27 protein-coding genes are annotated in these 23,783 nt (G+C 70.0%); 14 read left to right on the top strand and 13 right to left on the bottom strand.

What is annotated here, in order from left to right:
- The 5 genes from AB0C82_RS32055 (at window position 1) to AB0C82_RS32075 (ending at window position 4,746) form a co-directional block, all read left to right on the top strand.
- The gene (locus AB0C82_RS32055) at window positions 1-561 is read left to right on the top strand and encodes an ATP/GTP-binding protein (RefSeq protein WP_362849007.1); all 561 of its coding nucleotides are present in this window, start codon (window positions 1-3) and stop codon (window positions 559-561) included.
- A 12-nt stretch (window positions 562-573) separates the two neighbouring features.
- Window positions 574-1,950, top strand: coding sequence for a cytochrome P450 (locus AB0C82_RS32060; RefSeq protein WP_362849010.1), 1,377 nt, complete (start codon window positions 574-576; stop codon window positions 1,948-1,950).
- A gap of 90 nt (window positions 1,951-2,040) precedes the next feature.
- Window positions 2,041-3,288, top strand: a complete 1,248-nt coding sequence (locus AB0C82_RS32065; RefSeq protein WP_362849013.1) for a cytochrome P450 — start codon at window positions 2,041-2,043, stop codon at window positions 3,286-3,288.
- Complete coding sequence (locus AB0C82_RS32070; protein WP_362849016.1) at window positions 3,285-4,082, top strand: enoyl-CoA hydratase/isomerase family protein; 798 nt, start codon at window positions 3,285-3,287, stop codon at window positions 4,080-4,082. Before AB0C82_RS32065 ends, AB0C82_RS32070 begins: the two co-directional genes overlap by 4 nt.
- Window positions 4,083-4,224: 142 nt before the next feature.
- Window positions 4,225-4,746 (top strand): hypothetical protein, encoded by a 522-nt coding sequence (locus tag AB0C82_RS32075; RefSeq protein ID WP_362849018.1) that lies wholly within the window; start codon window positions 4,225-4,227, stop codon window positions 4,744-4,746.
- Here AB0C82_RS32075 and AB0C82_RS32080 read toward each other — a convergent pair.
- The 8 genes from AB0C82_RS32080 to AB0C82_RS32115 form a co-directional block, all read right to left on the bottom strand.
- Window positions 4,645-5,319 (bottom strand): hypothetical protein, encoded by a 675-nt coding sequence (locus tag AB0C82_RS32080; RefSeq protein ID WP_362849021.1) that lies wholly within the window; start codon window positions 5,317-5,319, stop codon window positions 4,645-4,647. The two genes, AB0C82_RS32075 and AB0C82_RS32080, sit on opposite strands and share 102 nt — an antisense overlap.
- 114 nt (window positions 5,320-5,433) lie before the next feature.
- Window positions 5,434-6,348: an RNA polymerase sigma-70 factor gene (locus AB0C82_RS32085; protein ID WP_362849024.1), complete on the bottom strand. Its 915-nt coding sequence runs from the start codon at window positions 6,346-6,348 to the stop codon at window positions 5,434-5,436.
- A gap of 111 nt (window positions 6,349-6,459) precedes the next feature.
- A complete protein-coding gene (locus AB0C82_RS32090; RefSeq protein ID WP_362849027.1) occupies window positions 6,460-7,665 on the bottom strand; it encodes an FAD-dependent oxidoreductase in 1,206 nt (401 codons plus the stop codon).
- Window positions 7,666-7,905: 240 nt separating this feature from the next.
- Window positions 7,906-9,276: a DEAD/DEAH box helicase gene (locus tag AB0C82_RS32095; protein WP_362849029.1), complete on the bottom strand. Its 1,371-nt coding sequence runs from the start codon at window positions 9,274-9,276 to the stop codon at window positions 7,906-7,908.
- A gap of 281 nt (window positions 9,277-9,557) precedes the next feature.
- A complete protein-coding gene (locus tag AB0C82_RS32100) occupies window positions 9,558-9,875 on the bottom strand; it encodes a hypothetical protein (RefSeq protein ID WP_362849032.1) in 318 nt (105 codons plus the stop codon).
- 243 nt (window positions 9,876-10,118) lie between these two features.
- Window positions 10,119-10,349: a hypothetical protein gene (locus AB0C82_RS32105; RefSeq protein ID WP_362849034.1), complete on the bottom strand. Its 231-nt coding sequence runs from the start codon at window positions 10,347-10,349 to the stop codon at window positions 10,119-10,121.
- Between the two features lie 114 nt (window positions 10,350-10,463).
- Window positions 10,464-11,654, bottom strand: coding sequence for a GDSL-type esterase/lipase family protein (locus tag AB0C82_RS32110; RefSeq protein ID WP_362849252.1), 1,191 nt, complete (start codon window positions 11,652-11,654; stop codon window positions 10,464-10,466).
- A 73-nt stretch (window positions 11,655-11,727) separates the two neighbouring features.
- Window positions 11,728-12,303, bottom strand: coding sequence for a WHG domain-containing protein (locus AB0C82_RS32115; RefSeq protein ID WP_362849037.1), 576 nt, complete (start codon window positions 12,301-12,303; stop codon window positions 11,728-11,730).
- A gap of 82 nt (window positions 12,304-12,385) precedes the next feature.
- Between AB0C82_RS32115 and AB0C82_RS32120 the strand changes: the two genes are divergently transcribed.
- From AB0C82_RS32120 to AB0C82_RS32135, 4 genes are all read left to right on the top strand, one after another.
- A complete protein-coding gene (locus tag AB0C82_RS32120; RefSeq protein WP_362849040.1) occupies window positions 12,386-12,877 on the top strand; it encodes an FBP domain-containing protein in 492 nt (163 codons plus the stop codon).
- A 194-nt stretch (window positions 12,878-13,071) separates the two neighbouring features.
- Entirely contained in the window at window positions 13,072-13,626 is a 555-nt protein-coding gene (locus AB0C82_RS32125; RefSeq protein ID WP_362849043.1) for a hypothetical protein, read from the top strand.
- Between the two features lie 209 nt (window positions 13,627-13,835).
- Window positions 13,836-14,258, top strand: a complete 423-nt coding sequence (locus AB0C82_RS32130) for a hypothetical protein (RefSeq protein ID WP_362849045.1) — start codon at window positions 13,836-13,838, stop codon at window positions 14,256-14,258.
- A 110-nt stretch (window positions 14,259-14,368) separates the two neighbouring features.
- Complete coding sequence (locus tag AB0C82_RS32135) at window positions 14,369-14,956, top strand: Imm21 family immunity protein (protein WP_362849047.1); 588 nt, start codon at window positions 14,369-14,371, stop codon at window positions 14,954-14,956.
- 272 nt (window positions 14,957-15,228) lie between these two features.
- On the opposite strand, the gene AB0C82_RS32140 is transcribed toward AB0C82_RS32135, so the two are convergent.
- The gene (locus AB0C82_RS32140; RefSeq protein WP_362849050.1) at window positions 15,229-16,047 is read right to left on the bottom strand and encodes an isocitrate lyase/phosphoenolpyruvate mutase family protein; all 819 of its coding nucleotides are present in this window, start codon (window positions 16,045-16,047) and stop codon (window positions 15,229-15,231) included.
- A gap of 137 nt (window positions 16,048-16,184) precedes the next feature.
- Complete coding sequence (locus AB0C82_RS32145) at window positions 16,185-16,682, bottom strand: SAM-dependent methyltransferase (RefSeq protein ID WP_362849053.1); 498 nt, start codon at window positions 16,680-16,682, stop codon at window positions 16,185-16,187.
- Between the two features lie 196 nt (window positions 16,683-16,878).
- Between AB0C82_RS32145 and AB0C82_RS32150 the strand changes: the two genes are divergently transcribed.
- Entirely contained in the window at window positions 16,879-17,415 is a 537-nt protein-coding gene (locus AB0C82_RS32150) for a hypothetical protein (RefSeq protein ID WP_362849055.1), read from the top strand.
- A 623-nt stretch (window positions 17,416-18,038) separates the two neighbouring features.
- Entirely contained in the window at window positions 18,039-18,383 is a 345-nt protein-coding gene (locus tag AB0C82_RS32155; RefSeq protein ID WP_362849058.1) for a hypothetical protein, read from the top strand.
- Window positions 18,384-18,537: 154 nt separating this feature from the next.
- Here the strand turns inward: AB0C82_RS32155 and AB0C82_RS32160 are convergent, their stop codons facing one another.
- Window positions 18,538-18,960, bottom strand: a complete 423-nt coding sequence (locus AB0C82_RS32160; RefSeq protein WP_362849061.1) for a MarR family transcriptional regulator — start codon at window positions 18,958-18,960, stop codon at window positions 18,538-18,540.
- A gap of 182 nt (window positions 18,961-19,142) precedes the next feature.
- On the opposite strand from AB0C82_RS32160, the gene eno reads away from it, so the two are divergent.
- Window positions 19,143-20,423 carry a phosphopyruvate hydratase gene (gene eno / locus AB0C82_RS32165; protein ID WP_362849064.1) on the top strand — a complete coding sequence of 427 codons (1,281 nt, stop codon included), beginning with the start codon at window positions 19,143-19,145 and terminating at the stop codon, window positions 20,421-20,423.
- A gap of 196 nt (window positions 20,424-20,619) precedes the next feature.
- Here the strand turns inward: eno and AB0C82_RS32170 are convergent, their stop codons facing one another.
- On the bottom strand, window positions 20,620-21,006 hold the full coding sequence (locus AB0C82_RS32170; protein WP_362849067.1) for a VOC family protein: 387 nt from the start codon (window positions 21,004-21,006) through the stop codon (window positions 20,620-20,622).
- 96 nt (window positions 21,007-21,102) lie between these two features.
- Between AB0C82_RS32170 and AB0C82_RS32175 the strand changes: the two genes are divergently transcribed.
- Window positions 21,103-21,888, top strand: coding sequence for a hypothetical protein (locus tag AB0C82_RS32175; protein WP_362849070.1), 786 nt, complete (start codon window positions 21,103-21,105; stop codon window positions 21,886-21,888).
- Window positions 21,889-21,936: 48 nt separating this feature from the next.
- Complete coding sequence (locus tag AB0C82_RS32180; protein WP_362849073.1) at window positions 21,937-22,371, top strand: VOC family protein; 435 nt, start codon at window positions 21,937-21,939, stop codon at window positions 22,369-22,371.
- Between the two features lie 142 nt (window positions 22,372-22,513).
- Here AB0C82_RS32180 and AB0C82_RS32185 read toward each other — a convergent pair whose 3' ends face one another.
- Window positions 22,514-23,683 (bottom strand): hypothetical protein, encoded by a 1,170-nt coding sequence (locus AB0C82_RS32185; RefSeq protein WP_362849076.1) that lies wholly within the window; start codon window positions 23,681-23,683, stop codon window positions 22,514-22,516.
- Window positions 23,684-23,783 lie beyond the last annotated feature (100 nt).

Raw genomic sequence — 23,783 nt, forward strand, 5'->3', positions numbered from 1 at the left:
GTGTACCTGGATCCAGACGTCTCCCATGCGGTGAAGATCCTCATAGTGGGGCACTTCGGGGTCGGGAAGACCACCTGCATCGGAAGTCTCTCCGAGATCGAGCCTCTGCGGACCGAAGAGGAGATCACGGAGGCCAGCGAGGGTTTCGACGACCTGTCGGGCACGCCTCACAAGAAGACCACCACGGTGGCCATGGACTTCGGCCGGCTCACCCTCAGTGACACGCTGGTCCTCTATCTCTTCGGAACGCCCGGTCAGGAGCGTTTCAAGGAGATGTGGGAGGAGCTGTCCCGGGGCGCTCTCGGCGCACTGATCCTCGTCGACCCCGAGCGGCTGCACGAGTCCTTCCCCGTCCTGGACCTGGTCGAGAGCTTCGGCCTGACGTACGCCATCGGTGTCAACCACTTCGAGGGCACCACGGACTACCCGCTCGACGAAGTCCGCGAGGCGCTGAACCTGACGGACGCCACCCCCGTCGTGAAGTGCGACGTGCGCGACGAGAACACCTCGGCGCAGGCGCTCATCACCCTCGTCACTCATCTCATGTCCCAACTCGGCTAGGAGAGCGCCGGTATGCAACAGCCGTTCGAAGCGCAGGAGATACCCCCCGGATGCCCCGCGCACGGGAACGTCCAGCTGTACGGCCCCGCGTTCGGAGCCGACCCCGACGGCCACTACGCGCATCTGCGTGGCTCCGGCCCGAGCGCGCCCGTGGACATCGCCCCGGACGTCCCGGTGGAGCTGATCACCAGCTACGACGCCGCTCTGTACGTCCTGCAGAACCCGGCGTCCTTCGTCCGCGACTCGCGGCGCTGGAACGCGCTGAACGCCGGGCTCGTCCCGCCGGACAGTCCGGCGCTGCCGATGATGAGCTACCGCCCCAACGCGCTGTTCAGTGACGGCGCGGCACATGCCCGTCTGCGCCAGGCGGTCACGGACAGCCTCGCCACGGTCAACGAGCTCCAGCTCATCAGGCAGACGCAGCAGTCCGCCGACTACCTGATCAGCCGCTTCAGTTCGGAGCCGCGCGGCCAGGCGGAGCTGATGGCCGAGTACGCCCAGCCGCTGCCGCTGCTGGTCTTCAGCGACCTGTTCGGCTGCCCGCCCGAGATCGGTGACCGGGTGATCGCCGGGATCAGCGGCATCTTCGAGGGCACTCCCGGTTCCGACGAGGTACTGGGGGGTGCGCTCGCCGAACTGATCGCTCTCAAGCGACGACGTCCGGCGGCGGACCTGACGACCCGCCTGATGGAGCACTCGGCCCAGCTGAGCGACGAGGAGGTGCTGCACCAGCTGGTCACCCTGCTCTCCGGTGGCACCGCGCCGCTGACCGCCGCCATCGGGACCAGCAGCGCGCTGTACCTGGGCGAGGAGTGGCAGAGCGGACTGCCGGTCGAGGACGCCATCGCCCAGACGCTGTGGAACTACGCGCCGATCGCCAACTACGCGGCCCACTACCCGACTCATGACGTCGAGCTGGGTGGCAGGCTGCTCCGGGCCAACGACCCGGTGCTGGTCTCCTTCGCGGCGGCGAACACCGACCCGAAGCTGACGGAGCACCGTCAGCAGCTCAGCGCCAAGGCTCACCTCGCCTTCGGCGCCGGCCCGCACGCGTGCCCCGCCAAGGACCCCGCGTTCATGATCGCGGTCACAGCGGTGGAGACGCTCCTGAACCGGCTGCCCGACGTCGAGATGCGCGTTCCGTTCAAGACGCTCGCCTGGGCGCCGACTCCGTGGAGCCGCTCGCTGGTGACCCTTCCGGTCCGCTTCACCCCGAGGGCGGTGGCGGCGGCCGCCGAGACCGCCCAGCCGCAGGCCCAGGCGCACCAGCAGCCCGCGTCCGGCGACCAGCGTTCCGCCGCCCGGTCGTCACGGCCGACGGCCCCCGCGGCTCCGCAGCACAAGGGGGGCATGTTCAGCCGCTTCCTGGCATGGACACGCGGAGAGTGACCTAAGTTACTCCTGCGACTCCTGTGTTGGTGGATGCTGCAACGATCTTGTGGGTATGCATGGCGGCTGGTTCTAGAAAGGAGCCGCCATATGGGAGTTATCACGACTCCGTCGTACGACCGTAGGGCGTCCGCCTCCCTCTTCTCCCGTCTTCGGACGGCGAAGGGGCAGGCCGACCCCTTCCCGATCTACGACGAGTTGCTGTCGAGGGGCGATGTCAGCCTCGCGCCCTGGGGAGGTTCCGTCGTGACGAGCTTCGCCCTCTGCGATCAGGTGCTGCGCAGCCGTGACTGGCTCGAACCGGACAAACAGTGGCGCGAGCGGCAGGGATCCGGCACACGCTGGAACGCCTCCTCCTCCCGGGAGATGAGCAACACGCTGGCCGCGCTCAATCCCCCGGACCACACGCGGGTGCGCCGGGCCGCCGGCACGTTCGACCGGGCCGCAGTGGAACAGATCGGCCGGACCGTGACCCGGACGACCGATCGGCTTCTGGAATCCCTGGCAGAGCAGGTGCGTGAGGGGGAGACCGACTTCGTGACCGTGGTGGGCGACGAACTGCCGGTCGCCACCATCGGGGAATGGCTCGGGATACCTTCGGCCGACTGGCCCCGCCTGCGGCAGCTGACCCACGATCAGGTCTTCACACAGGAACTGCTGCCCTCGGCGAGCCAGCTGGCCGGATCGGACGCGGCCACGGCCGAACTTCGCGCCTACTTCATGGCCCTGGTGAGCGATCGGCGCGCCCACCCGGGTGCTGACCCCGTGTCCCGCTGGATCGAGACGTGGGACTCCATGGAGGCCGACCGTGACAAGGCGGACGAGGCCGTCTACTTCCTGGTCCTGTTCGTCCTGCTGGCCGCTCTGGAGACCACGTCGACTCTCCTCACGACGATGACACTCCTGCTCGTCGAAAGCCCGGAGCGCTGGGACATGGTCGCCGATCACCCCGACCTGGTGCCCGCGTTCGTGGAAGAAACGTTGCGCTACGACCCGCCCACCCACGTCATCAGCAGGATCGCCGGCGAGGACTGTGTCCTGGGCGGACTGGACGTACGCAAGGACGAGATGGTCCACCTCATGGTGGGCGCGGCCCACCGGGACCCGGCCAAGCACGTCGACCCTCACCGGTTCGACCCGCATCGCAAGCCTGCCCACCTGGCCTTCAGCGGCGGCATCCACTACTGCCTCGGCGCGCCGCTGGCCCGCATGGAGGCACAGATACTGCTCCGCGGGCTCATCCGGCACCTCCCCCGCCTCACTCTCGTACGCCGCCCGACGATGGCTCCCCGGGTCGCGTTCCGGCGCCTTCTGAATCTGGATGTCGCTGTCGCATGACCGAAAGCACCCGTGCCCTCACGAGCCCTTCCGGCAAGTCCATAAGGGTCGAGCAGGACGGCCCCGTCCTCCACGTCCGCCTCAACCCGTGGGACCAGGACGACACACTGGGTGTCGCCGTCCTCGACGATCTCCTGCTGCTGCTCGACGACCTCCACGAACGCCCGGACATCCGCATCCTGGTCCTGTCCTCCATGGGCCCGGACTTCTGTCTGGGCGCCGACCGCGCCGAGTACCAGGCAGCGCTCGTCGCGGACCCGACCGGGGCCGGACTGCGGCGCATCGCGGACAAGGCCCACCGCCTGTGCCAGGCGCTGGAGAACACCCACGCCGTCACCATTGCCCGGCTCCACGGCCGGGTGATCGGCGCGGGGCTCGCCCTCGCCTCGTTCTGTGACCTGCGCGCGGGCGCCGACACCTGCCGCTTCCGTATGCCGGAGCTCGGCATCGGACTCCCGCCCGCCTGGGGAGGAGCGATGGGCCGCCTGGTCTCGGAGGCCGGCGCCGCACGCATCCGGGAACTCATGCTCACCTGCGACGTGTTCGACGCGGCCGCCGCCCACCGGCTCGGTCTCCTCCACAGGACCACTCCTCTCGACCAGCTGGACGACGTCGTCCTCGCCTGGACGCGGCCCCTCGTCCGACGCTCCCCCGAGGCACTCGTCCTGACCAAACGTATGCTGGCCGGCTACGCGCGGGCCGACCGCACGGCAGACGTGTCCCTGCTCGACTCCCACCTGCTGACGGCCCAGATCAACCAGCCCAGAGGCCCGGTCGGAGCCGGCACCGGGTGAGCCGGCCGTGCACAGGTGGGGTTGCGCGGGGGCCCGGTCGGGGCGGGCCACGGTGAGGGCGCGGGGCACGGTCAGGGCCTGGCCCGCGCTCGCTCGCACCCGCTGCCTCTGGACCGCGGCCCCGCATGACAGGCTGGGCACCATGATCAGCGGAGCGGACGAACCACGTCGGGAACTGTTCCTCCGGGACGACCTGGAGCCCGCGGACGTGGTCGGCGCACACCGCGAGGCCCTGCATGTCCTGCGGGACAGCATCGACACCGCATACGTCGACGCGTACAGCGACAGCGCGTGGCCGCTGGACGTCATGCCCGCTCACGCGTACGCGTTGTCGCTGGGTACGAGCCAGCTGTCCTCGGAGGGCCGGTCGGTCAAGGGCGACGCCGGGATGGGGGTCACCATCGCGGTCCGCGACGACGCACAGTTCGACGTGTTGCTAACTCTGGCCCCCTTCACGATCGGTGCGGAGGCGTGGCGACTGGACCAGGTCGTCTTCAGCGCCGCCGACACGGGCACGTCCCTGTACGTCGCTGTCACCGCCGAACAGGAGGCACAGCTCATGTCACGGCTCGGCGCGCTGGGTATCGCCCCCACGGCGTTCGCCCCGCGGCCGCACAAGCAACGAGGCCCGTTCGCCCGCTGGTCCCGCCGCAGGGGCGCCTAGCCCTGCACCGGAGTGGGCGTTCGCCGCTCCGTCTCCGTCTCCGTCTCCGGGGCGGCGATCGTGGATCGGGAATGCCGTGAACGAGGGACGTGCCTCGCACGTGTCCTCGTGCAGTTCCTCGGGGCGCAGGGCCCAGGCGATGGCTTCGCCGTCGCCGCAGTAGGAGGGGTCCAGCCAGAACGTGACCCGGGTTCCGTCCGGCTCGTGTGCCGGAAACTCCTCCCAGTCACCCGTCGGCTTCGTCCCGGCGAGCTCCTGGCGGTAGCCCAGGCCGTCCAGCCGGACCTCCACCACCGTGACGACGCTCAGCGCGGCGGCCGCCGCGGGAACACACCGCTCCCTGTCGAGGAGGGAGTCGTAGAACCCGGGAAGCGGCCTGCCCTGTTCGTCCACGCTGCGGCGCCGGTCGTCCTCCACGGTGAAGCAGAGGTCGGAGCCGATCTCGACGCTGATCCGTCCATGCGTGCCGTCGCCGTGGTGCAGCGCGTCCCTGACCACCCGCTGAAGCACCTCGGTGGGAAGCTCGGGGCTGTCCCGCCCGACCCCGAAGTACAGGTCGGGGCGGGCCCGCACGTGCTCCTCAAACGCAACCGTCGGGAGCTGTCCACCTGTCGGCCTCCCCACGCATCCCCCCATCGTTCAGCGACGCCCTGTCGGATCACTCCATGATGCCCGGCGAGCCGGACGTCATCGCAGGGTGAGCCGGGTCTCGGATGCGACGCGGGACAGCTTCTCCGGGTTGCGGACGTAGTAGAGGCCGGTGATACGGGCGTCCTGGACACGGACCGCCATGACGCCGTCGATCTCGCCGTGCATGTGCACGAGAAGTGCCGGGCTGCCGTTGACCACGGTGGGAACGACGGTGACCGGGCTGTCGCCCTGGCCGAACGCCCCGACCTTGCCGAGACCACCGGCCATGAACCGGGCCACCTTGTCGGCGCCGGTGACCGGCCTCGGAGCGGCCTGCTTGATGCCGCCGCCGTCACTCACCAGGACGACCTCCGGGGCCAGCACATCGAGGAGTCCCTGGATGTTGCCGGTTTCGAGCGCGCGCTGGAAGGACTCGAGGGCCGCCCGTGTCTCGCTCGCGGAGACCACCTCGCGAGGACGGCGGGCGTCCACGTGCCGTCGCGCCCTGTGTGCGATCTGGCGCACGGCAGCGGGGCTCTTGTCGACCGCGGCGGCGATCTCGTCGTACCCGACGTCGAAGACCTCGCGCAGCACGAAGACCGCGCGCTCGGTCGGCGACAGCGTTTCGAGGACGAGCATGAGCGCCATCGACACGCTCTCGGCGAGCTCGACGTCCTGTGCCACGTCCGGCGCGGTGAGCAGCGGCTCGGGCAGCCAGGCGCCGACGTACGCCTCCTTGCGGCGCTTCATGGCGCGCAGCCGGTTGAGCGACTGCCGGGTCGTGATCCTGACCAGGTACGCACGGTGGTCGCGCACCTCGGCCAGGTCGGCCTTGACCCACCGCAGCCACGTTTCCTGGAGGACGTCCTCGGCGTCGGCCGCCGATCCGAGCATCTCGTAGGCGACGGTGAAGAGCAGGTTCCGGTGAGCGACGAAAGCCTCGGTCGCCGGATCAGCGGTGTGGTCGCTCATGTCTGGAGCCCTCCCCCTCGCGGCCGGCCCTGTTGGCCGACGGCCGTCACACGTGCTGCGTCTGCGAACACGACAGAATCCTCCCTTGCGTTGCCGCCGTCCGACCCCGGCTTACGCCGCCGTCTCAGCGGTGGCCGGCGTCCCGCCGCGCTGCGCCTGCAGCAGCTGTCGCCGCTTGGCACCTCCTGAGACGCGGTGCAGGCCGTACGAGCCGGGCTTGCGTGCCTCGCCCGCCAGATGACCGACGACGCCCTTGCACACGAACTCCTTGATCCTCGCGCCCGGGCGGCCACCGATGTGGAACCACACGGCGACGTCGTACCGGCGGGCGAACTGGAAGATGCCGGCGCCTCGGCCCAGGCTGATGCACTGCCCGGCGAACGCCTGGTTGAGAGTCGAGGGCTGCTCCCCCGCGATCCGGCTGAGCACGGTGTCGGCGGCCCGCGCGCCCAGCGGCATCGCGGCCTGGCAGCTCATCCGCAACGGCAGACCCGACGGCGCCGCCGAGTCGCCGGCCGCGACGATGCGTACGTCGTCCACGCTCGTCAGCGTCTCGTCGGTGAGCAGCCGGCCCGCGGCGTCGGTGCTGAGCCCGCTGCGGGCGGCCAGCTCGGGCACACCGAATCCGGCGGTCCAGACGGTCACCCGACTGGGCAGTTCGCGCCCGTCGTCGAGCCGCACGGTGTCGGCGGTCACCGCCGTCACCTTGGTGCCGGGCCCGTCGAGCACGGTCACACCGAGGGCGGCGAGCCGCCTGGCGACCGAGCGCCGCCCACGCGGGTGCAGATACGGGCCGAGCACCCCGCCACAGACGAGGGTCACGGCACGGCCTGCCTCCGCCAGTTCCGCGGCGGTCTCGATGCCGGTCGGACCGGCTCCGACCACTGTCGTCGGAGCCGTCGCGGGCGAGGTGCCGAGGACCGCCCGCAGCCGCTCCGCCTGCTCCAGGGTGGCCACCTGGTGGGCGAACTCGGCCGCGCCGGGCACGCTCGGCTCGGCGCCGCCGCTGCCCACCGCGTAGATCAGGTAGTCGTAACCGACCGTGTCGCCCGAGGCGAGCGTGACGCCGCGCCCGGCCGCGTCGATCCGTTCCACGGACCCGACGACCAGCTGTACGCCCTCCGCCAGAACCTCGCGGTAGTCGACCACCGCGTCGTCGGACCCCGTCACCAGCTGGTGCAGGCGGATGCGCTCGACGAACGTCCGCCGCGAGTTGATCAGGGTCACGGTCACGTCGTCGCTCAGCGTCAGACGGTTGGCTGCCATGACCCCGGCGTATCCTCCGCCGATAACGACCACATCGGTGCGCTCAGTCATGGTGTCTCCTTCGTTCGAGGAATGCGGCTTCAGGGGTTCGCCCTCAAGACACCACGACATCGTCCTCTGTGACACGACGTGATCCGGATCACGTCGTGACACCCGTACGCTCTGCGGAAGGGGCCGGAGGCCTCCCCGGCGATCCGTGTTCCCCACCCCCCTGCGCGCGTCACCGCTCGCTCGCGTGGACCGCCGACACCAGAGCCGGACAGGCGACGTGCTCCGGCCGGATCAGCACCCTCAGCGGCCCCTGCGCACCCGGGCCGCCGCGCGTGCTTCCGCCGCCTTGCGGGCATCGGCCGTCCTGCGGGTCTCCTTCGGGCGGCCCGGCCGCGTACCCATGCCGCGGAACGGCACGTTCCCGCTGCCCTTCCCCTCGACCGGCGGGCGCTTCGCACCGGTGATGGCGGTCAGCTTCTCCTCGCCGGAGCGCACCTGCGTCACCGTCGGCCGGATCCGGGCGTCGGTCATGATCCGGTTCACGTCCTTCCGCTGGTTCGGGGTGACCAGCGTGACCACGTTCCCGGACTCCCCGGCGCGAGCCGTACGCCCGCCCCTGTGCAGGTAGTCCTTCGCGTCGGCCGGCGGGTCCACGTTGACGACGAGGTCCAGCGCGTCGATGTGGATGCCGCGCGCCGCGACGTTGGTGGCCACCAGCACGGTGATCTCGCCGTCCTTGAACTGGGCGAGCGTGTGCGTGCGCTGCGGCTGCGACTTCCCGCTGTGCAGGGCGGCGGCCCTCACACCGCTGGCCCGCAGGTGACGGGTGAACTGGTCCACGCCGGCCTTGGTGTCCAGGAACATCAGGACCCGGCCGTCGCGCGCGGCGATCTCGGTCGCGGTCGCGTACTTGTCGGCGGGGTGGACGTTCAGCACATGGTGTTCCATCGTGGCGACGGAGCCCGCCACACGGTCGAGCGAGGCCAGGACCGGCTCGTGGAGGTAGTTCCGCACCAGCTGGTCGACGTTGCGGTCGAGGGTGGCCGAGAAGAGCAGCCGCTGCCCGTCGGGACGGACCTGGTCCAGGATCTCCGACACCTGCGGCAGGAACCCGAGGTCGCACATCTGGTCCGCCTCGTCCAGCACCGTGATCCGCACCTGCTGCAGATCACAGGCCCTACGCGATACGAGGTCGGTCAGCCGCCCCGGGGTCGCGACGACCACTTCGGCGCCGGTCCGCAGCATCGCCATCTGCCGGTTGATCGCCAGCCCGCCGACCACCGTGGCCAGTCGCACGTTCAGCACCTGCGCGTACGGCGCGAGCGCGTCGCTCACCTGCTGCGCGAGCTCCCGCGTCGGCACCAGGACCAGGGCGAGGGGCCGCTTGGACTCCGCTCGCCTTCCGGCCGTCCGGGCCAGCAGCGCGAGCCCGAACGCGAGCGTCTTGCCCGAGCCGGTCCGCGCACGGCCGAGGACGTCACGGCCGGCCAGCGCGTTGGGCAGGGTGGCCGCCTGGATCGGGAAAGGCTCCGTCACGCCGAGGCCGGTCATCGTCCTGGTCAGTTCGGGCGGCAGCCCGAGTGCGTCGAAGGACTCGACAGGCGGCAGGCCGGGGGCCACCGTCTGCGGCGTCGTGAGTTCGCCCTCCGGGGCCGGCGGCTTCGCGTTCATGGGGAACCTTCCTCGGTTTCGGCGCCCGGAACGCGCCGGGGCCCGTACCCCTCGGTACGGGCCCCAACGGTTTCGAAGCGTGACCCCCCAGTTTACCAGCGGGCGCACCGGCACATCCCGGTCCCGTGGGGCGTGCGGGAGCGGACCGGCGGGGGACTCGCGACGGCGGTCGAACAGAGACGGGTTCCGGGCCACGTAGGCGTGGCCATGCAGCCGACACGGATGCTGAGGGCCCTCACAGGTGCTGCGGTAGCTCGCTCGCCCTCACTGCTCTCACTGCCTCACTCGAAGTTGTCACGCGCGAGGCGACGCGCCAGCTCCTGGAGGATCAGTTCGGTGCCTGGCTCGCCGACCGTCCGATCGTAGGCTTCGGCAAGCGTCTCGAAAGCGATGATGAAGCCGTTGACCAGCGCGCTCAGGGGCTCGGAAAGCTGGGCGAGCACCGCCAGGCCGACCTCTTCCGCGCTCGCCCCCACGGGCACGGCGAACTGCCCGGGAGTCACCTCGCCGAGCAGATCCGATACGAGGCCCTCGTCGACGTCGCCCCGCAGAGCCGTCAGCGCGGCGATGGCCTTGAGCTTGATCTCGTTCTCCGTCACGCGCCGAGCCTAGAAGCGAGCGGGGACGCAGGGCCGCATTCCACCCCGCCCGGTCACCGCTGTCGCGATGCGGCCGGATTCCGGTGCTCGCGGCGCCTGGGGGCCGGCCGGTTCTGCTCGCGCGAGATCCTGCTCCGGCTCTCCCGCTCCCCGACTCCCTGAGCGGGGACTTCCGCAGCCCGTACGGCGTCGCACGTACGACCGCGTCGCCCGCACGGCGCGCTCGCGGCGGCCCTGGACCGATCAGGCGGGGCCCGCCGTGTCCTGGTCGGCACGGGACCGGTCAGAACCGGAACGGTCGGCACGGAGCCGGTCGGCACCGGATCGGTCGGCACGGGGGCGGTCCGTCTCGCTGCACAGGTCGAGTATGTCCAGGAGCTGCGCGAGGTCGGCCGGATCGGTGGCGTGCTTGACGACGGCCAGTCGGGCCGCGCGCCGCAGGTCCGCCGTCATCTCGCTGTGTGATAGCTCCATCTCCCGATGCGACCATGCCCTCCTCTCCGGCGCAGCCTGGCCGCCGCCTCTCGGGGGCCGGACTGCCGAGTGAGGGGCGGCGGGCGGCGGCGCTACCGCCTGCCCGCCCGACCGTCAGCCAGGAGGTCGGTTCGCCCCGCCGAATGGACCGCCGAAGGCCAGGTGGGCGAAGCGCTCGCCGATGCGTCGGTGGGTGGCCGGGTCCGGATGCAGGTTGTCGGGCAGCGGCAGCTCGGTGTGGTCGTCCTCGCCGTAGAGGTCGAGTCCGTCGAGGTAGTGCAGGTTCGGGTCGGTGGCCGCACGCTGCTGGACGATGCGGGCGAGCTCGCGCCGGATCACAGTCAGGGTGAGCTTCCCGGCGGCGGTCTGCGAAGGGTCGCCGGTGGCCACGAACCGTAGCTGCCCCCCGCTCATCGCCTCGACGTCCAGTGCTGCGGGTCCGGGCGTGTACTCGTGAATGGGGCAGTGGATCGGCGAGACGACCATCAGCGGCGCGGTGGGGTGGCCGTCGCGGACCGTGTCGAGGAATCCGTGGACGGCCGGGCCGAACGCTCGTAGCCGCATCAGGTCGGCGTTGACGATGTTGATGCCGATCTTGATGCTGACGAGGTCGGCGGGGGTGTCGCGCATGGCGCGAGCGGTGAACGGGTCGAGCAGGGCGCTGCCGCCGAAGCCCATGTTGACCAGCTCCACGTTTCCCAGCGCGGCGGCTCGGGCGGGCCAGATCCCGGTCGGCGTGCTGGCGTTGGAGCCTTGGCTGATCGAACTGCCGTGGTGCAGCCAGACCTTGCGGTCGCTGGGGGGTGTCCGGACGGGGGCGTCGGTGCGAAGCGCGGCCAGCTGGGTGGTCTCGTCGTGCGGCAGCCAGATCTCGATGTCCTTGTCGTGGTCCGGCAGGCCGGTGAAGCGCAGGGTCTCCGTCGGACCGGGCCTGGTGTGCGAGGCCCCGGTGACCAGGTCGATGGTGAGGGTGTCGCCGTCGGTGGTTCCGCCGCTGCCCACGAGTCGTCCGTCGACGAGGAGCTCGTACACCCCGTCGGGACGTGGCGGCACTCCGGCGTAGACCCGTTTGGTGGCCACGACGTCCAGCTCGACGGCGGTGGCGCGGCTACGGAAGGCCAGCCGCACTCCCGAGGGCTGCGACTCCGCCTTGGCCAGCTGTCCGTCGGGGATCTGCTGCCGGGCGGGCGCGGGCAGGCGGTGGGGCAGTACGCCGCGCTCGGTGTGCTCCAGGTCGAGTGCGCCTCTCAGGAGCGCCGCCGTGAGGGGAGTGGTGGTCCAGCGGTACTCGGGCTCGGTGTTCATCTCGTCGTTCTCTTCGATCGGGAGGGCCGGTCCGGGCACGCCCCGGAGTGGGGGTGAGCCTGGACGTGGCCGGTCAGGAGGTGGTGGGCCAGGTGCGCAGCAGGACATCGAGGGCGTCGAGAATCGCGGTCCAGCTTTCCTGCGGGTCGGGGGCGCTGTGACTGAACCCACCGGCGGACTCCAGGCCGACGTAACCGCTGAAGACGCTGCCCAGCAGACGGACCGCATGGGTCTGGTGCGGTTCGGCCAGGTTGTAGCCGCGCAGGATGGCCCGCGTCATCTGGGCGTGCCGTACGCCGGCGCTGGCGGCCGCCGTCTCCGGGTCGAGCCGGAACCCGGCTGCCGCGAAGCGGCCCGGGTGCTTGAGGGCGTAGTCGCGGTAGACGTTGGCGAAGGCGGTGAGTGCGTCTTTGCCGGCCCGTCCGGCCACGGCCGTCGAGACCTGGTCGGCGAGTTCCTCCAGGGCGAGCAGGGCGATCCTGGTCTTGAGGTCGTGGGCGCTCTTCACGTGCGAGTACAGGCTCGCCGTCTTGACTCCGACCCGGCGGGCGAGTGCTGCGGGGGTCGTCTGCTCGAAGCCGATCTCGTCGGCGAGTTCCGCCCCTGCCCGTACCAGTCGTTCCGTGGTGAGTCCTGCCCGAGCTGCCATGCGCCCTCCTAATTCCCCTACGATCCTGCCACTACTCATTATGAAGTTGCCTAATCCAATTAGGCAACTTAGCGTGGTGCGTATGAACCCGCTGACCGAGCACGAGATACGAAACGCGTTTGTGAACTGCACCAAGGGCGAGGCGAAGCGCCTGAACATTCCCCGGGACCTGGCCGAGCAGCCCTGGGAGGACCTGGACTTCCTGGGCTGGCGAGACCCCCAGGCACCCGACAGGGCGTACCTCGTCACCGAGCTCGACGGCCGCCCTGTCGGCGTACAACTGCGGTCTTCCAGCAGCGGCTCCTGGCAGACGCGCCGCAGCATGTGTCTGGTCTGCGTCACCACCCACACCGGCGGCGTCTCACTGATGGTCGCGCCGAGATCCGGAAAGGCCGGACAGCAGGGCAACTCCGTCGGCATCTACATGTGCAGCGACCTGGCCTGCTCCCTCTACGTACGCGGGAAGCGGGACGCGGGCATCGGCGCGCGCCTGCATGAGTCCCTCACCCTGGAGGAGAAGATCCAGCGGACGGTGGCGAACCTGGCCGCGTTCATCGCGAAGGTGACCGCCTGACCTGAAGGCCGACGTACGACAACTGGCCGCTTCGGCAGCCTTGTCTGCAAGCAGTTCAGTACGGCCCGGCCTACGCGGCGCTGTCCGACCGGTGTTGGGCCCCATCGGTGCGGGGACCCGACCGAAAGCCCGTGCGGTTCCGCGGCGCCGCCGCCGGGTAAGGCGTCCTCGGACGGATGGCCGGGGGGCATCGCATGGGACGGACGGAACGGACATGGGTCTGGCGGGCGGCCGGTGGGCTCGCCGTACTGTGGCTCGTGGGGGGATCGGCCGTAATCTGGCTGCTGTTCGGCGCCCGGCTGGGCGCGCTGACAGGCGTCGCAGGTCCGACAGGAACCTTCGTGGTCACCGACTGCTTCGACGGACTGGACACCACTGACATCCACTGCCGCGGCACGTACACACCATCCTCCGCGTCCTCGTCAGCCGGGGCGACGGCGGCGCGGCCGATACACCTCCGCTCCGCCTCCGGCGACCTCCGGTCGGGCACCCGGCGCGACGTCCGGCTCGTCGGCGACGCGGTCTTCGAGCCCTCGCCGCTCGCCGCCGCCGAGCATGTCACCCTCGCCGGCTGGACGGTCGTCACCCTCGGCCTGCCCGGGCACTGGCTCCTCACCTCCGCCCGCGAAGGACGTCTGCGTGACGGCGACAACTACGTCTTCGTCTGGCTCGCTTCCCTGCTCGGCGCGATCGCCCTCGGCATCCTCACCCTCCCGTTGACCTGGCTCCTGGCGACCGTCCGGGCATAGGAGAGGCGGTGATGTCATGCGTCCAGGCCCGTACGCCGGTCAGGACAGGCGTCACAAGAAGCCGACTGCGACGCACTCATCGCGTTGGACACACGAGACGCCTCAAGCCTCGCGTGGTCTGAAGGGTCGTTCCGGGCCCGGGGCGTACCCCAACTGTCGTTGGTCAAGGTGGACGAGTACCAGGTCGGGGCATCTGAAACGATGTGCCCGTGCACGCTGATGATCAGGTTGGTGAGGGCGTATCCACGGACCTCGCGGCGCTTCTCCGGAACGCTGACGACAGCCGTCCGGTGAAGATCGTTCCTTCTGTCTGCGGGAGTTGCGACGGACACGTCTTCTCTGTACTCGTTGACGATGTCGAGGGTGGAGCCGAGCGGGTGTGCACCGGTTGTGCCGGCCGCGCGTTCATCGCGGACAGCGAGGAGTTCTGGGACGACGCGGATCCTGGCGAGGCCGGCTGCCCGTGCGGGAGCGACGAGTTCGAGACGGCAGTCGCGTACTCGCTCGGCGGCGACGGGTCGGTCCGCTGGGTGACCGTGGGGCTGAGGTGCCGGCAGGACGGCGCCGTGGGGGTCTACGCCGACTGGAAGATCGACTACGGCCCGACGGATCACCTCCTGACCATGGCCTAGGGACTGCCCCGTGGCTGCGTTCGCCGTATGTATGCCCGGTGCCCGTTCCTGTCATGGGCGGCAATAAGCCGCCGCAGGGCGTTGTCAGTGGGCGCGGGCACACTGACGGCATGAGCATCTCTCCGTCTACCGCAGTCGATGCGTCCCGCAACTCTCCCGTTTGGGTCGAGTCGATGGGCGGGCCTTTGATCGTCGTCCCCGACTCTGCGTTGGCTGCATGGCGTGGAAGTACGGAGAGCGGGGTCCTGGCGGGGGACGCCACCGCTCCAGACGACTACGACCGGGCCTGCACGGTGGATGATCTGGCCGGTGTGATCGCCGTCGGAGTCAGCGGTGCGCAGGCACTGGTGCTGGCGGACGAGCCCGCCACCAGCTGTTTTCTGCCCGAGCACCGAGCCTTCCTGCGGTGGCTTGCCGCCGACTCCGAAGCCGAACTGAAGGCTGCGGCCAAGGCTGTCCTCGCAGATGCCGCCACTCAGTGGGAGGAGTGCGGCACGTGGATGTCGGACGGTCCAGCCAAGCTGATGGACTCCGCCGAAGCAGGCGCCGATCTGGACATCGAGTATCCCGGCGGCGGGATACCCGACCAGGCGTCGGTCCCACTGCCCGCCGGCCGCTGGAAGGTCCGTGCCACCCACACCAAGGCGAACGAGGAGACCTGGGTCGGCCTGGTCCAGCTCCTGCCCATCGAATCTTGAAACGGGCACAAGCGTGGGTTGAGTGCGGTCACGCGCTGCATGCAAGGTTGTGCAGATGGGCGATGCGGAGCATCACGTGGTGGACGCCTTCGCCCTTCGGTCGGCAGTTGGCGGAGGTCCCTCCGGGCTTCCTGCGGCAGGCTCCACGGCGGTCCCGGACGCACGTAATCAGCCCCTTTCACGACACAGCGCGGTGACCAACGCACAGAACCAGTGCGGGCTGAGGCCGGTGAACGGGCCCTGCCGTGGCCTGCCTCCCGACTCGTCCCGGGTCAGTGGGGTTCGGTGAACAGCGCGTTGAGTTCCGGGAAGGCCATGCCTTCGGCGAGGGAGTCGTAGTCGCCGGTGCCGAGGAGCTCCTGCGCAGCGCGGCGGGCGGCTGCATAGGCGACCTGTGCCACGCCCGAGCCGAGACTGACGCGAGCCACGCCGAGGGTGCCGAGCTGGGCAACGGTCGGGGCGCCTGGGCCGGCCATGACGTTCAACGGTACGGAGATGTCCCTGGCCAGCGCCTCGATGATGCCGGTGTCCGTGACGCCGGGGACGAAGATGCCGTCCGCGCCCGCATCGACGTACATGCGCGCCCGGGACAAGGTTTCCTTCCGGCGGGTGGCCGGGGCGCCGAGTCCGAACAGGTAGGTGTCGATACGGGCGTTGAGGAACAGGTCCGCCCCTGCCCGGTCGGATGCCTGCCGGGCCGCCGTGAGCCGAGTGGCGAGTTCTGCCGGAGGCCGGGTGCCGTCCTCGATGTTGACGCCGACGGCGCCCGCCGCGAGCACCCCGGCGACGGTCTCGGCCACGCCGGCGGCGTCGTCGCCGTACCCGCCCTCGATGTCAGCGGTGACGGGAACCGCGACGGCCGTGACGATTCGGCCGATCAGTTCCAGCGCCCGGTCACGAGTGAGGACGTCGCCGTCCGGAGAACCCAGTGCCCAGGCGATGCCGGCACTGGTCGTGGCGATCGCGGAGGCACCCGCGGCCTCGATGACGCGAGCGCTCGCGACGTCCCAGGCGTTGGCCAGCGCGAGAGGTTGCGCGGGGCTGTGCAGCGAGCGGAAGACGCGGGCGTTGTCCGCCTGTGTGATGGTCATGGACGCAGTCAACATCGGCTGCCGCCCAGTTTCTGGCAGGAATCCGACACAGACGTCGACCTCGATTCCGATACGCCGGACCCCACCTCCGGAGTCGGCCCGACGGACTTCCGGACGACGTGACGGCAGGGGCCGATCTACGGCAGGAAGTACTCCGACATCAGGCGGCTGACCCACTCCGGCTGCTTGATGCCGACCGCGCTGAACTCCGCCATTGCAGGCTTCAGATCGATGACCGGAGTGCCGGAGACCGCGTCCAGGCCCATCACCGTCAGTTCGCGGCCGTGGACGGATTCGATGGCGCAGCACGTCACCCCGATGCGGTTCGGTCTGCGGGGCCCACGGCCGGCGAAGACACCGACGGGCGGGAGGTCGGAGCGGCCGCGGTACGGACGGGGTTCGCTGTAGTCGTCCTGTTCCGGGAACTGGTCGAAGATGAAGAGGACCTCCACATGGGAGAAACCCTCCAGACCCTGGAGACACGCCTCCCCGAAGCGCTCGTCGACGGTGATCGTGCTGCGGACGGCACCCCAGTTGTCCGTGTGCTGGACGTCCGTTCGGTTGTTCCGAACTGTGAGGTGGCTGATGCAGCGTTCGGCATCCGCGCAGCGACGGCGACTCCGGCGACGCGGCAACCACTACTCCGCGTACTGCCGTGGAGGAGATCCGTACCCGCAGCTCGCCGCGTTCCGCCTTGTCCGCTCGGGGCCGGGAACGGCCCCCCGACGCCCCGTCACCTGATGGGGTAAAGCCGCCCGGTCCCGTCCCGGCGGCCGTCTACTGTACGGACGTGCCCGTGCTGCTCGTCGCAGCCACCTGAGGAGGAATCCTGTGTCATCGCCTTGCGACCCCCAGCACGCTCCCGTCGGTGATGTGGGCGCAGCGCTCCTGATGATCGACTCCCGGCTCAAGGGAATCCACGACGGCAGGACGGAGACCGACCCCGAACAGCAGGCGCTGACCGACCAGTTCGCCGCCTCGCTGGATGCCGAGGGGGTCGATGACGTGCTGGACGGCGCCTGCACGCTCATCTTCATGTTCATGACCTGGTTGCGGCAGGCACACGAGGCTCACGACAAGGACGTCATCGAGTACGTCGTGCCGAATCTGGTGGCGACCATGCGCAAGATGCCCAAGAGCATCCGCCCCGAGGCCATTCCCACCATGGCCGGACTGGTCGTCGCCGCGGGCACCGGCCTGAGTCCCAACCTGTGGCGCAAGCAGTACGGAGACTGGACCGACAAGGAGATGAACCCCCTGGAAGCCACCGCCTTCCTGCTCGCGGAGCACATCAACCGGATCACGGACGATCCCGACTTCGCCAGTCGCCTGATCACCGACGCTCTGTCCATCGCGGACGAGGACTGAGAGGACACCTCCATCGCGGACGCGCCCCGCACCGTCGGGACGCGGTCTTCCGGCCCCCCGGGCCTGTCGGATCAACCGATGACGGGACTGGTCGAAACTCATCGACGCGTGTGGCTCCGCGGAACACGTCCCTGCTCTGCTGGACCGGTTCGGCGCGGATCCGGGCGGCGTGTGGTCGGAGCTGATGGACCGCCTGTGCCCACAACCGGGCCCCGCCCTCTCGGCCCGGCTTCGCGGCTCCCCCGCCGTTGGACGTGCGGCTGATCTCGCCTGGGCCGCCTGTGTCCATCGCCTTACCCTCACCCGCCGGGACTGGACCGACAGCTCGTTCGCCTTCGCCTGCCTGCGCTTCCAGTCCGACGACCGGCCGGCCGGCCGCCTCTGCATCCGCGCTTCACCGCTGCCCTGTGACGGGTTCCGGGGCCACCGCATCCGGGGTCCGAGACGTCCTCCCACCTCGCGGGTTCCAACTGGGCGGCCGGGGGACGCCGACAGAGCCGTACGGAACTCAACCCCGTCGGTCCGCTCGATTCGCCGGAAGCCACCCGTCCGCCGAGGAGCCGTTCATATGATCACTTTCAGCTCCCGCGGGGCGCGGGGGATCATCAGGACGAGGGGACCACATGTCGAACATGTCCAGACGGTCACTGCTGGGATATTCGGGGACGGCGGCTGCGGGCGCCGTGTTCGCCTCCGCCGGGACCGCCGCGGCCGACGACACGACCGCGACGCAGTCGGCCGCGGTGTTCTCACCGGGGACCAAGTTCGAGACCAGCGCGAGCATGGACGAATCGGACCTCATGATGGAAATGACGTTCAGCGTACGGGTGGACTGGCCCAACGGCCTTCCGTCGGCGCAGGAGATCACTCCCCTTGAGGTCGCCAACGCACTGTCTGCGATCGCCGAGTCGAAGGGCTGGCCTCCGCTCACGTTCTACGGCGCCCAGCCTCCCGCGCCGCTGACCTGATACACCCGCGCCGAAGGCCGGGGAGCCCGTCCGTTCACGGACGGGCTCCCCGGCCCCTCCGCAACCGATCGACGGTCGACGGCCGCGCGCGACTGACGTCACGACGGCGGACGGCGAACCGTACGACGACGCCCGCCCCGGTCGACGCCAGAACCTAGTGCGCCGCGAGCCTCTCCACCAGCTCGATACCCCGCGCCAGCAACTCGCGTTCCTCGCCCGTCAATTCCGCCTCGATCGCCCGCGCAAGCCAATCCGCCCTGCGCCCCCGCTCCTCCTCCAGCAGCGCCTGCCCCGCAGAGGAGAGCTCGACCAGGCTCTTGCGGCCGTCGGTCGGATGCGCGCGGCGCGTGATCAGCCCCTGATCCATGAGCAGTCCGACGGCCCGGGCCATGGACTGCGGACGCACCCGCTGATCGGCTGCCAGTTCGCTGGTCGTCATCGCACCGCTGCGGTCCAGCGCGCCGAGGACGGCTACCTGGCCGAGCGGCATCTGGTCCTCGAGCTTCACGCGCCGCGTGAGCTTTCCCATCGTGGTACGCAGTTCGGCCGCGACGGCGGCGGATTCCGGGAGGGGCATACCGAACTTTAACGCAGCACGACTGCAAAGCAGAACTGAACAGCGTGACTGAACAGCATGGCTGCACAGCGCAGCTGAACAGCACAACTGCACAGCATTGCTGTAGAGTGCTCCGCGTCGGGTTCAGCGCCACCGTCGTCGCAGCCGAACCCGGCACGCACGCGACAACGGGAAGGTCTCCCATGACCGCCATCACCTCCATCACCGGCCGCCGCGTCCTCGACAGCAGGGGCAACCCCACCGTCGAGGTGGACGTGCAGCTGGCGGACGGATCCATCGGCCGGGCAGCAGTCCCCTCCGGCGCTTCGACCGGCGCCCGCGAGGCCGTCGAACTCCGCGACGGCGACCCGGCCCGCTGGCACGGCAAGGGCGTCGACCACGCGGTACGCCACGTCAATACGGAGCTCGCAGCCGCCGTCACCGGTCGCGAGGCCGAGGACCAGGCCGGCCTCGACGCGGCCCTCATCGCCACGGATGGCACACCCACCAAGTCCAGGCTCGGCGCCAACGCGATCCTCGGTGTCTCCCTGGCCAACGCCAAGGCCGCTGCCGCCGCCCACCGCCTGCCGCTCTACCGCTACCTCGGCGGCGCCGGCGCCCGGCTGCTCCCCGTACCGATGATGAACATCGTCAACGGGGGCGCGCACGCCGACAACCCCCTGGACTTCCAGGAGTTCATGATCGCGCCGATCGGCGCGGAGACCTTCGCCGAGGCCGTGCGGATGGGATCCGAGATCTTCCACACCCTGCGCCGCGACCTCCTCGCCGCCGGATACTCCACGGGTGTGGGCGACGAGGGCGGCTTCGCGCCCGCACTGCGCACCGCCGAGGAGGCTCTCGACTTCGTGGTGACCGCCGTCGAGCGCGCGGGGTACCGGCCGGGCACGGACATCGGCCTGGTCATGGATCCGGCTTCGTCCGAGTTCTTCCGCGAAGGCGTCTACGACTACACCGGGGAAGAGGTGCGGCGCACACCCGCCGAACAGGCCGATTACCTGGTCAAGCTGATCGACGCCTATCCCATCGTGTCCATAGAGGACCCGATGGCCGAGGACGACCTGGCAGGGTGGCGGGACCTGACCGCTCGGGTCGGCGCGCGCTGCCAGCTCACCGGTGACGACGTGTTCTGCACGAACGAGACCCTCCTGCGTGAGGGCGTCGACTCCGGTGTCGCCAACTCGGTGCTGGTGAAGGTCAACCAGATCGGCACCCTGACGGAGTCCTTGGCCACCGTCGACGCCGCCCACCGGGCGGGGTACACCGTCGTCATGTCGCACCGCTCGGGAGAGACGGAGGACACGACGATCGCGGACCTGGCGGTCGCCACGGGCTGCGGCCAGATCAAGACCGGATCACTGTCCCGCTCCGACCGCACCGCCAAGTACAACCAACTCATCCGTATCGAGGAACAGTTGGGAGACAGCGCCCAGTACGCGGGCGCGCAGGCGCTGCGCCGCCGCTAGAGCCGTATCCGAGGCGCGCCCAGGCGCACCAGTACGCCGCCGGATCGCGGAGTCGGTGGCCTGGAGCGGAGCCGTCGGGTCAGCGTGCGGGCGGAGCCGCCCGCACGCCGATCCGGCCGGTCCCGCGCTGGTACCGGCCCGCCCGCTCGCGCGGTGGGCCGGTACCAACTGTCGTCCCCAGGACGGCACGTGAGCATCAGGGATGCATGGCCGCCCGGTCGGATTCGCTCCGCGGAACACAGAACTCGTTACCCTCGGGATCGGCCAGGACCACCCAGCCCGCACCATCAGGGTCCCGGTGATCCGCGACCAGTGTGGAACCTAGGCCCAGCAGCCGGTCCACCTCCTGATCGCGCGAGGTCTCAGGGCGCAGGCAGAGATGGACCCGGTTCTTGACCGTCTTGGCCTCGGGCACCTGGTTGAAGTACAGCACCGGGCCGTCATCCGCCAGCAGCACCGAAGTCTCCCCATCGCCAGGCTTGTCATCCGGGTCGAGCGGTCGGCCGGTGACTCCGCTCCAGAACCGTGCCAGCTCATAAGCGTCCGCACAGTCGATCGCTACGTTCTGCAATACCGAGACCATGCAGGCGAGCCTTCCTGATTTCCGTGCCAGATGCCACCCGCTGCGGCCACACCGCTGCCACGTCACGCTGTCCGACCCCGGCAGTACAGTCCGGGCATGACCACCGCGAATCCGCTGCGGGAACTCCCCGACACCAACCTGCACCTCGCCGTTCTCAGCCGGCTCATGGACATGGGCACGGTGCCGCCGTTCCAGGTCCCGGCGCCCGAAGGCGCTCATGAGTGCGGCGACGACTGCGACGACACCTGCACGGACTGGCTCGACCGACCCTGGGAGTTCGAGTACCGCAAGGATGTGGCCGACGCCCTCCTCGGCCTGCCTGTCACGACCGAGCAGTGCGCCACGCTGAGCCGAGTGCGGTGGGACACGTCCTCCAGGGCCATTGCCATGATCTGGAGTGAATGGGGCGGCGAGTGCGACGAGTTCAACGTCCGGTCGCTGGACGGCATCGCCATCGCGCTGCCCGCCCTGGAATCGCTCCATCTCGAACTGACCGAGGTCACCGACCTGACCCCGCTGGCCCACTGCGGTCGGCTGTGCATGCTGTCTCTGGCCGGACGGTACGACGACGAGACGAACCTGAATCCGCTCTCCCGGGCCGACTCCCTCCGCACACTGGTCCTCACGTCCAAGCTGGTCGAGGACCTGAGCCCCTTGGCAAGCCTTCCGCTCGAGAACATCACCCTCGACGGCTGCCACGACAGCAACTACCGCAACATCATCGACCTCGCCCCTCTTGAGCGCATGTCGTCGCTGCGCACCCTCGACTACCGGCGCTACGGCCGCATCGCGGGCGACGAGCACCCGGTGCTGTCCGCTTTCGACAACGCCCGCGTCATCAAGTCGCTGAGGGAGCGCGGTGTCGCCCTCGCATTCGAGTGAGGGGCGGGCCGGTGGAGACGGCGCAGGACCAGCCTCTAGGGTGGACCGATGGCGTCGATCAAGCAGGTTCAGGTCACATTCGACTGCGCGGACCCTGAGCGCGTCGCTCGCTTCTGGCGCGAGGTGCTGGGGCACGACGTACCTCCGCCGCCGGAGGGGTTCGCCTCCTGGGACGACTTCGATCGCGCGGTGTCACCCGGGCATCGGGGACCGGCGTTCGCAGCCATCGAGCCCTCAGGTGGGGGCCCGCGACTGTTCTTCCAGCGGGTTCCCGAAGGCAAGGTCGTCAAGAACCGGCTGCACCTCGACGTTCGGGTCGGCACCGGGCTCGTCGGCGAAGAGCGCCTGGCCACACTTGAGGCCGAATGCGCACGACTGATGGCGCTCGGCGCCGTACGCGTGCGACTGCTGACCGCCGACGACGACAACGAGTCGTGCCTCGTGATGCAGGACGTCGAGGGCAACGAGTTCTGCTTGGACTGAGTACGGCCGGCTGTGCAGTCCGCTACGGTCCGGCAGGGGACGGACTCCGACCCCTGCGAAGCAGTGACGGCATTCGTACGTACGTGACCCAACCGATCCTCAGCGCTCGGCAGCACCGCCTTGGACCAGGCCGTCAGGCGCCCTACCCCGAAGGGCGCAGCGCCACGTGCCAGAGGGCGCTGGACCGGACATGTAAGAGGCCGGGCCCGCTAAGCCGGGCCTCACCGTCGAACGTCCCCTGCCCGGTGATCAGTCGCTGCCCTGCCTCGCCTTCGTCCGTCACCTCGTCGAGGGAGAACGCACCGCCGCCGCGCTGGCTGACTCGGATCGTCGCCGGGCCCCCCAAGTAGCGGAAGACATAAGGGCCGTTGGAGTTCAGCTTCGTCTCCAGCACCGGCACGAGGTCGTCGAACGGCTGGAGCCATACGTGCCATGTGCGGTGTGTCTCCAGCCTGACGTGGACGAACTCGCTGCCGTTCGGAGGTAGCGGAATGACCGTCCGCCGCACACTGCTGCCGCGCTTGACGAGGCGCTGCCTCCCACCTGGGCCCATGAGTTCGGCGGATCCACCGGTATGCAGCCTGACCACGAGGATCACCGGCCGGTCCGCGTCCGGTCGGACCAGTTCGGTGTCCCGGTTCCCCGCCCCTTCGGCACACTGAGCGGCCGGGGTGCCGGGAGGCCACATCCTGAACGGCCGCCCGCTGGTGCTCTGTCGGGGCACTGCCCGCGTGCCGGGAACGGAACGTGGCCCGGCCCGCGGCGTCGGAGCGGGCGAAGGCGTGCGGGGCGCCACCACCGGGGCCCGGCGGGTGGTGTGAGAGGTGGTGCGGGGCGCAGGCACGTGGTTCCCGCCGGTGGTGATCGGCGCATGCCCCTCCTGGATGCGGACGGCGTCCGCCGCGCAGACGTCCACCAGGCGCGGCGCTCCTTCCGGCGGTGACCACCGCACCGCAGCCGTGGACGGACCGTGACGCGGATCGAAGAAGCACGGTGGCCGGCGCGCGGGAAGCGGGTCACCCGCCGCGCGCGCCGACGCGCAGGCGAGTGCGTGCCGACCGTCCGCCAGGGCGCGCATGACGTCCTCGGCGTCCTGACGGTCGCGGTCGCCGACGAAATCGCTCTTCGCCCGCTCGTACGCCTCCAGCGCGCGCTGCAGGTCCTCGGTCACGAGGGCGTCCGCATCGTGCCCGGTCGGGACGAACACGTGCCGGGCCAGTTCTTCCCCGAATGCGGTGATGTCGGCGTCGATCAGCGCCAGTTCGTCCGAACGACGGCGCCGGAACAACCCGCGCCAGTCACGCCTGCCCACGCGCCGCCTCCCGTCCCGCTCTCTCCCGGACCCGCGGCCGGGGCCGCGCACAGGCGATCGTAACTGCCGCCCTTGGGCCCCGCTCAGTCGCAGGAGGGGC

Origin of the sequence: Streptomyces sp. NPDC048560, from assembly GCF_040650955.1 — a bacterium.
GTDB lineage: Bacteria > Actinomycetota > Actinomycetes > Streptomycetales > Streptomycetaceae > Streptomyces.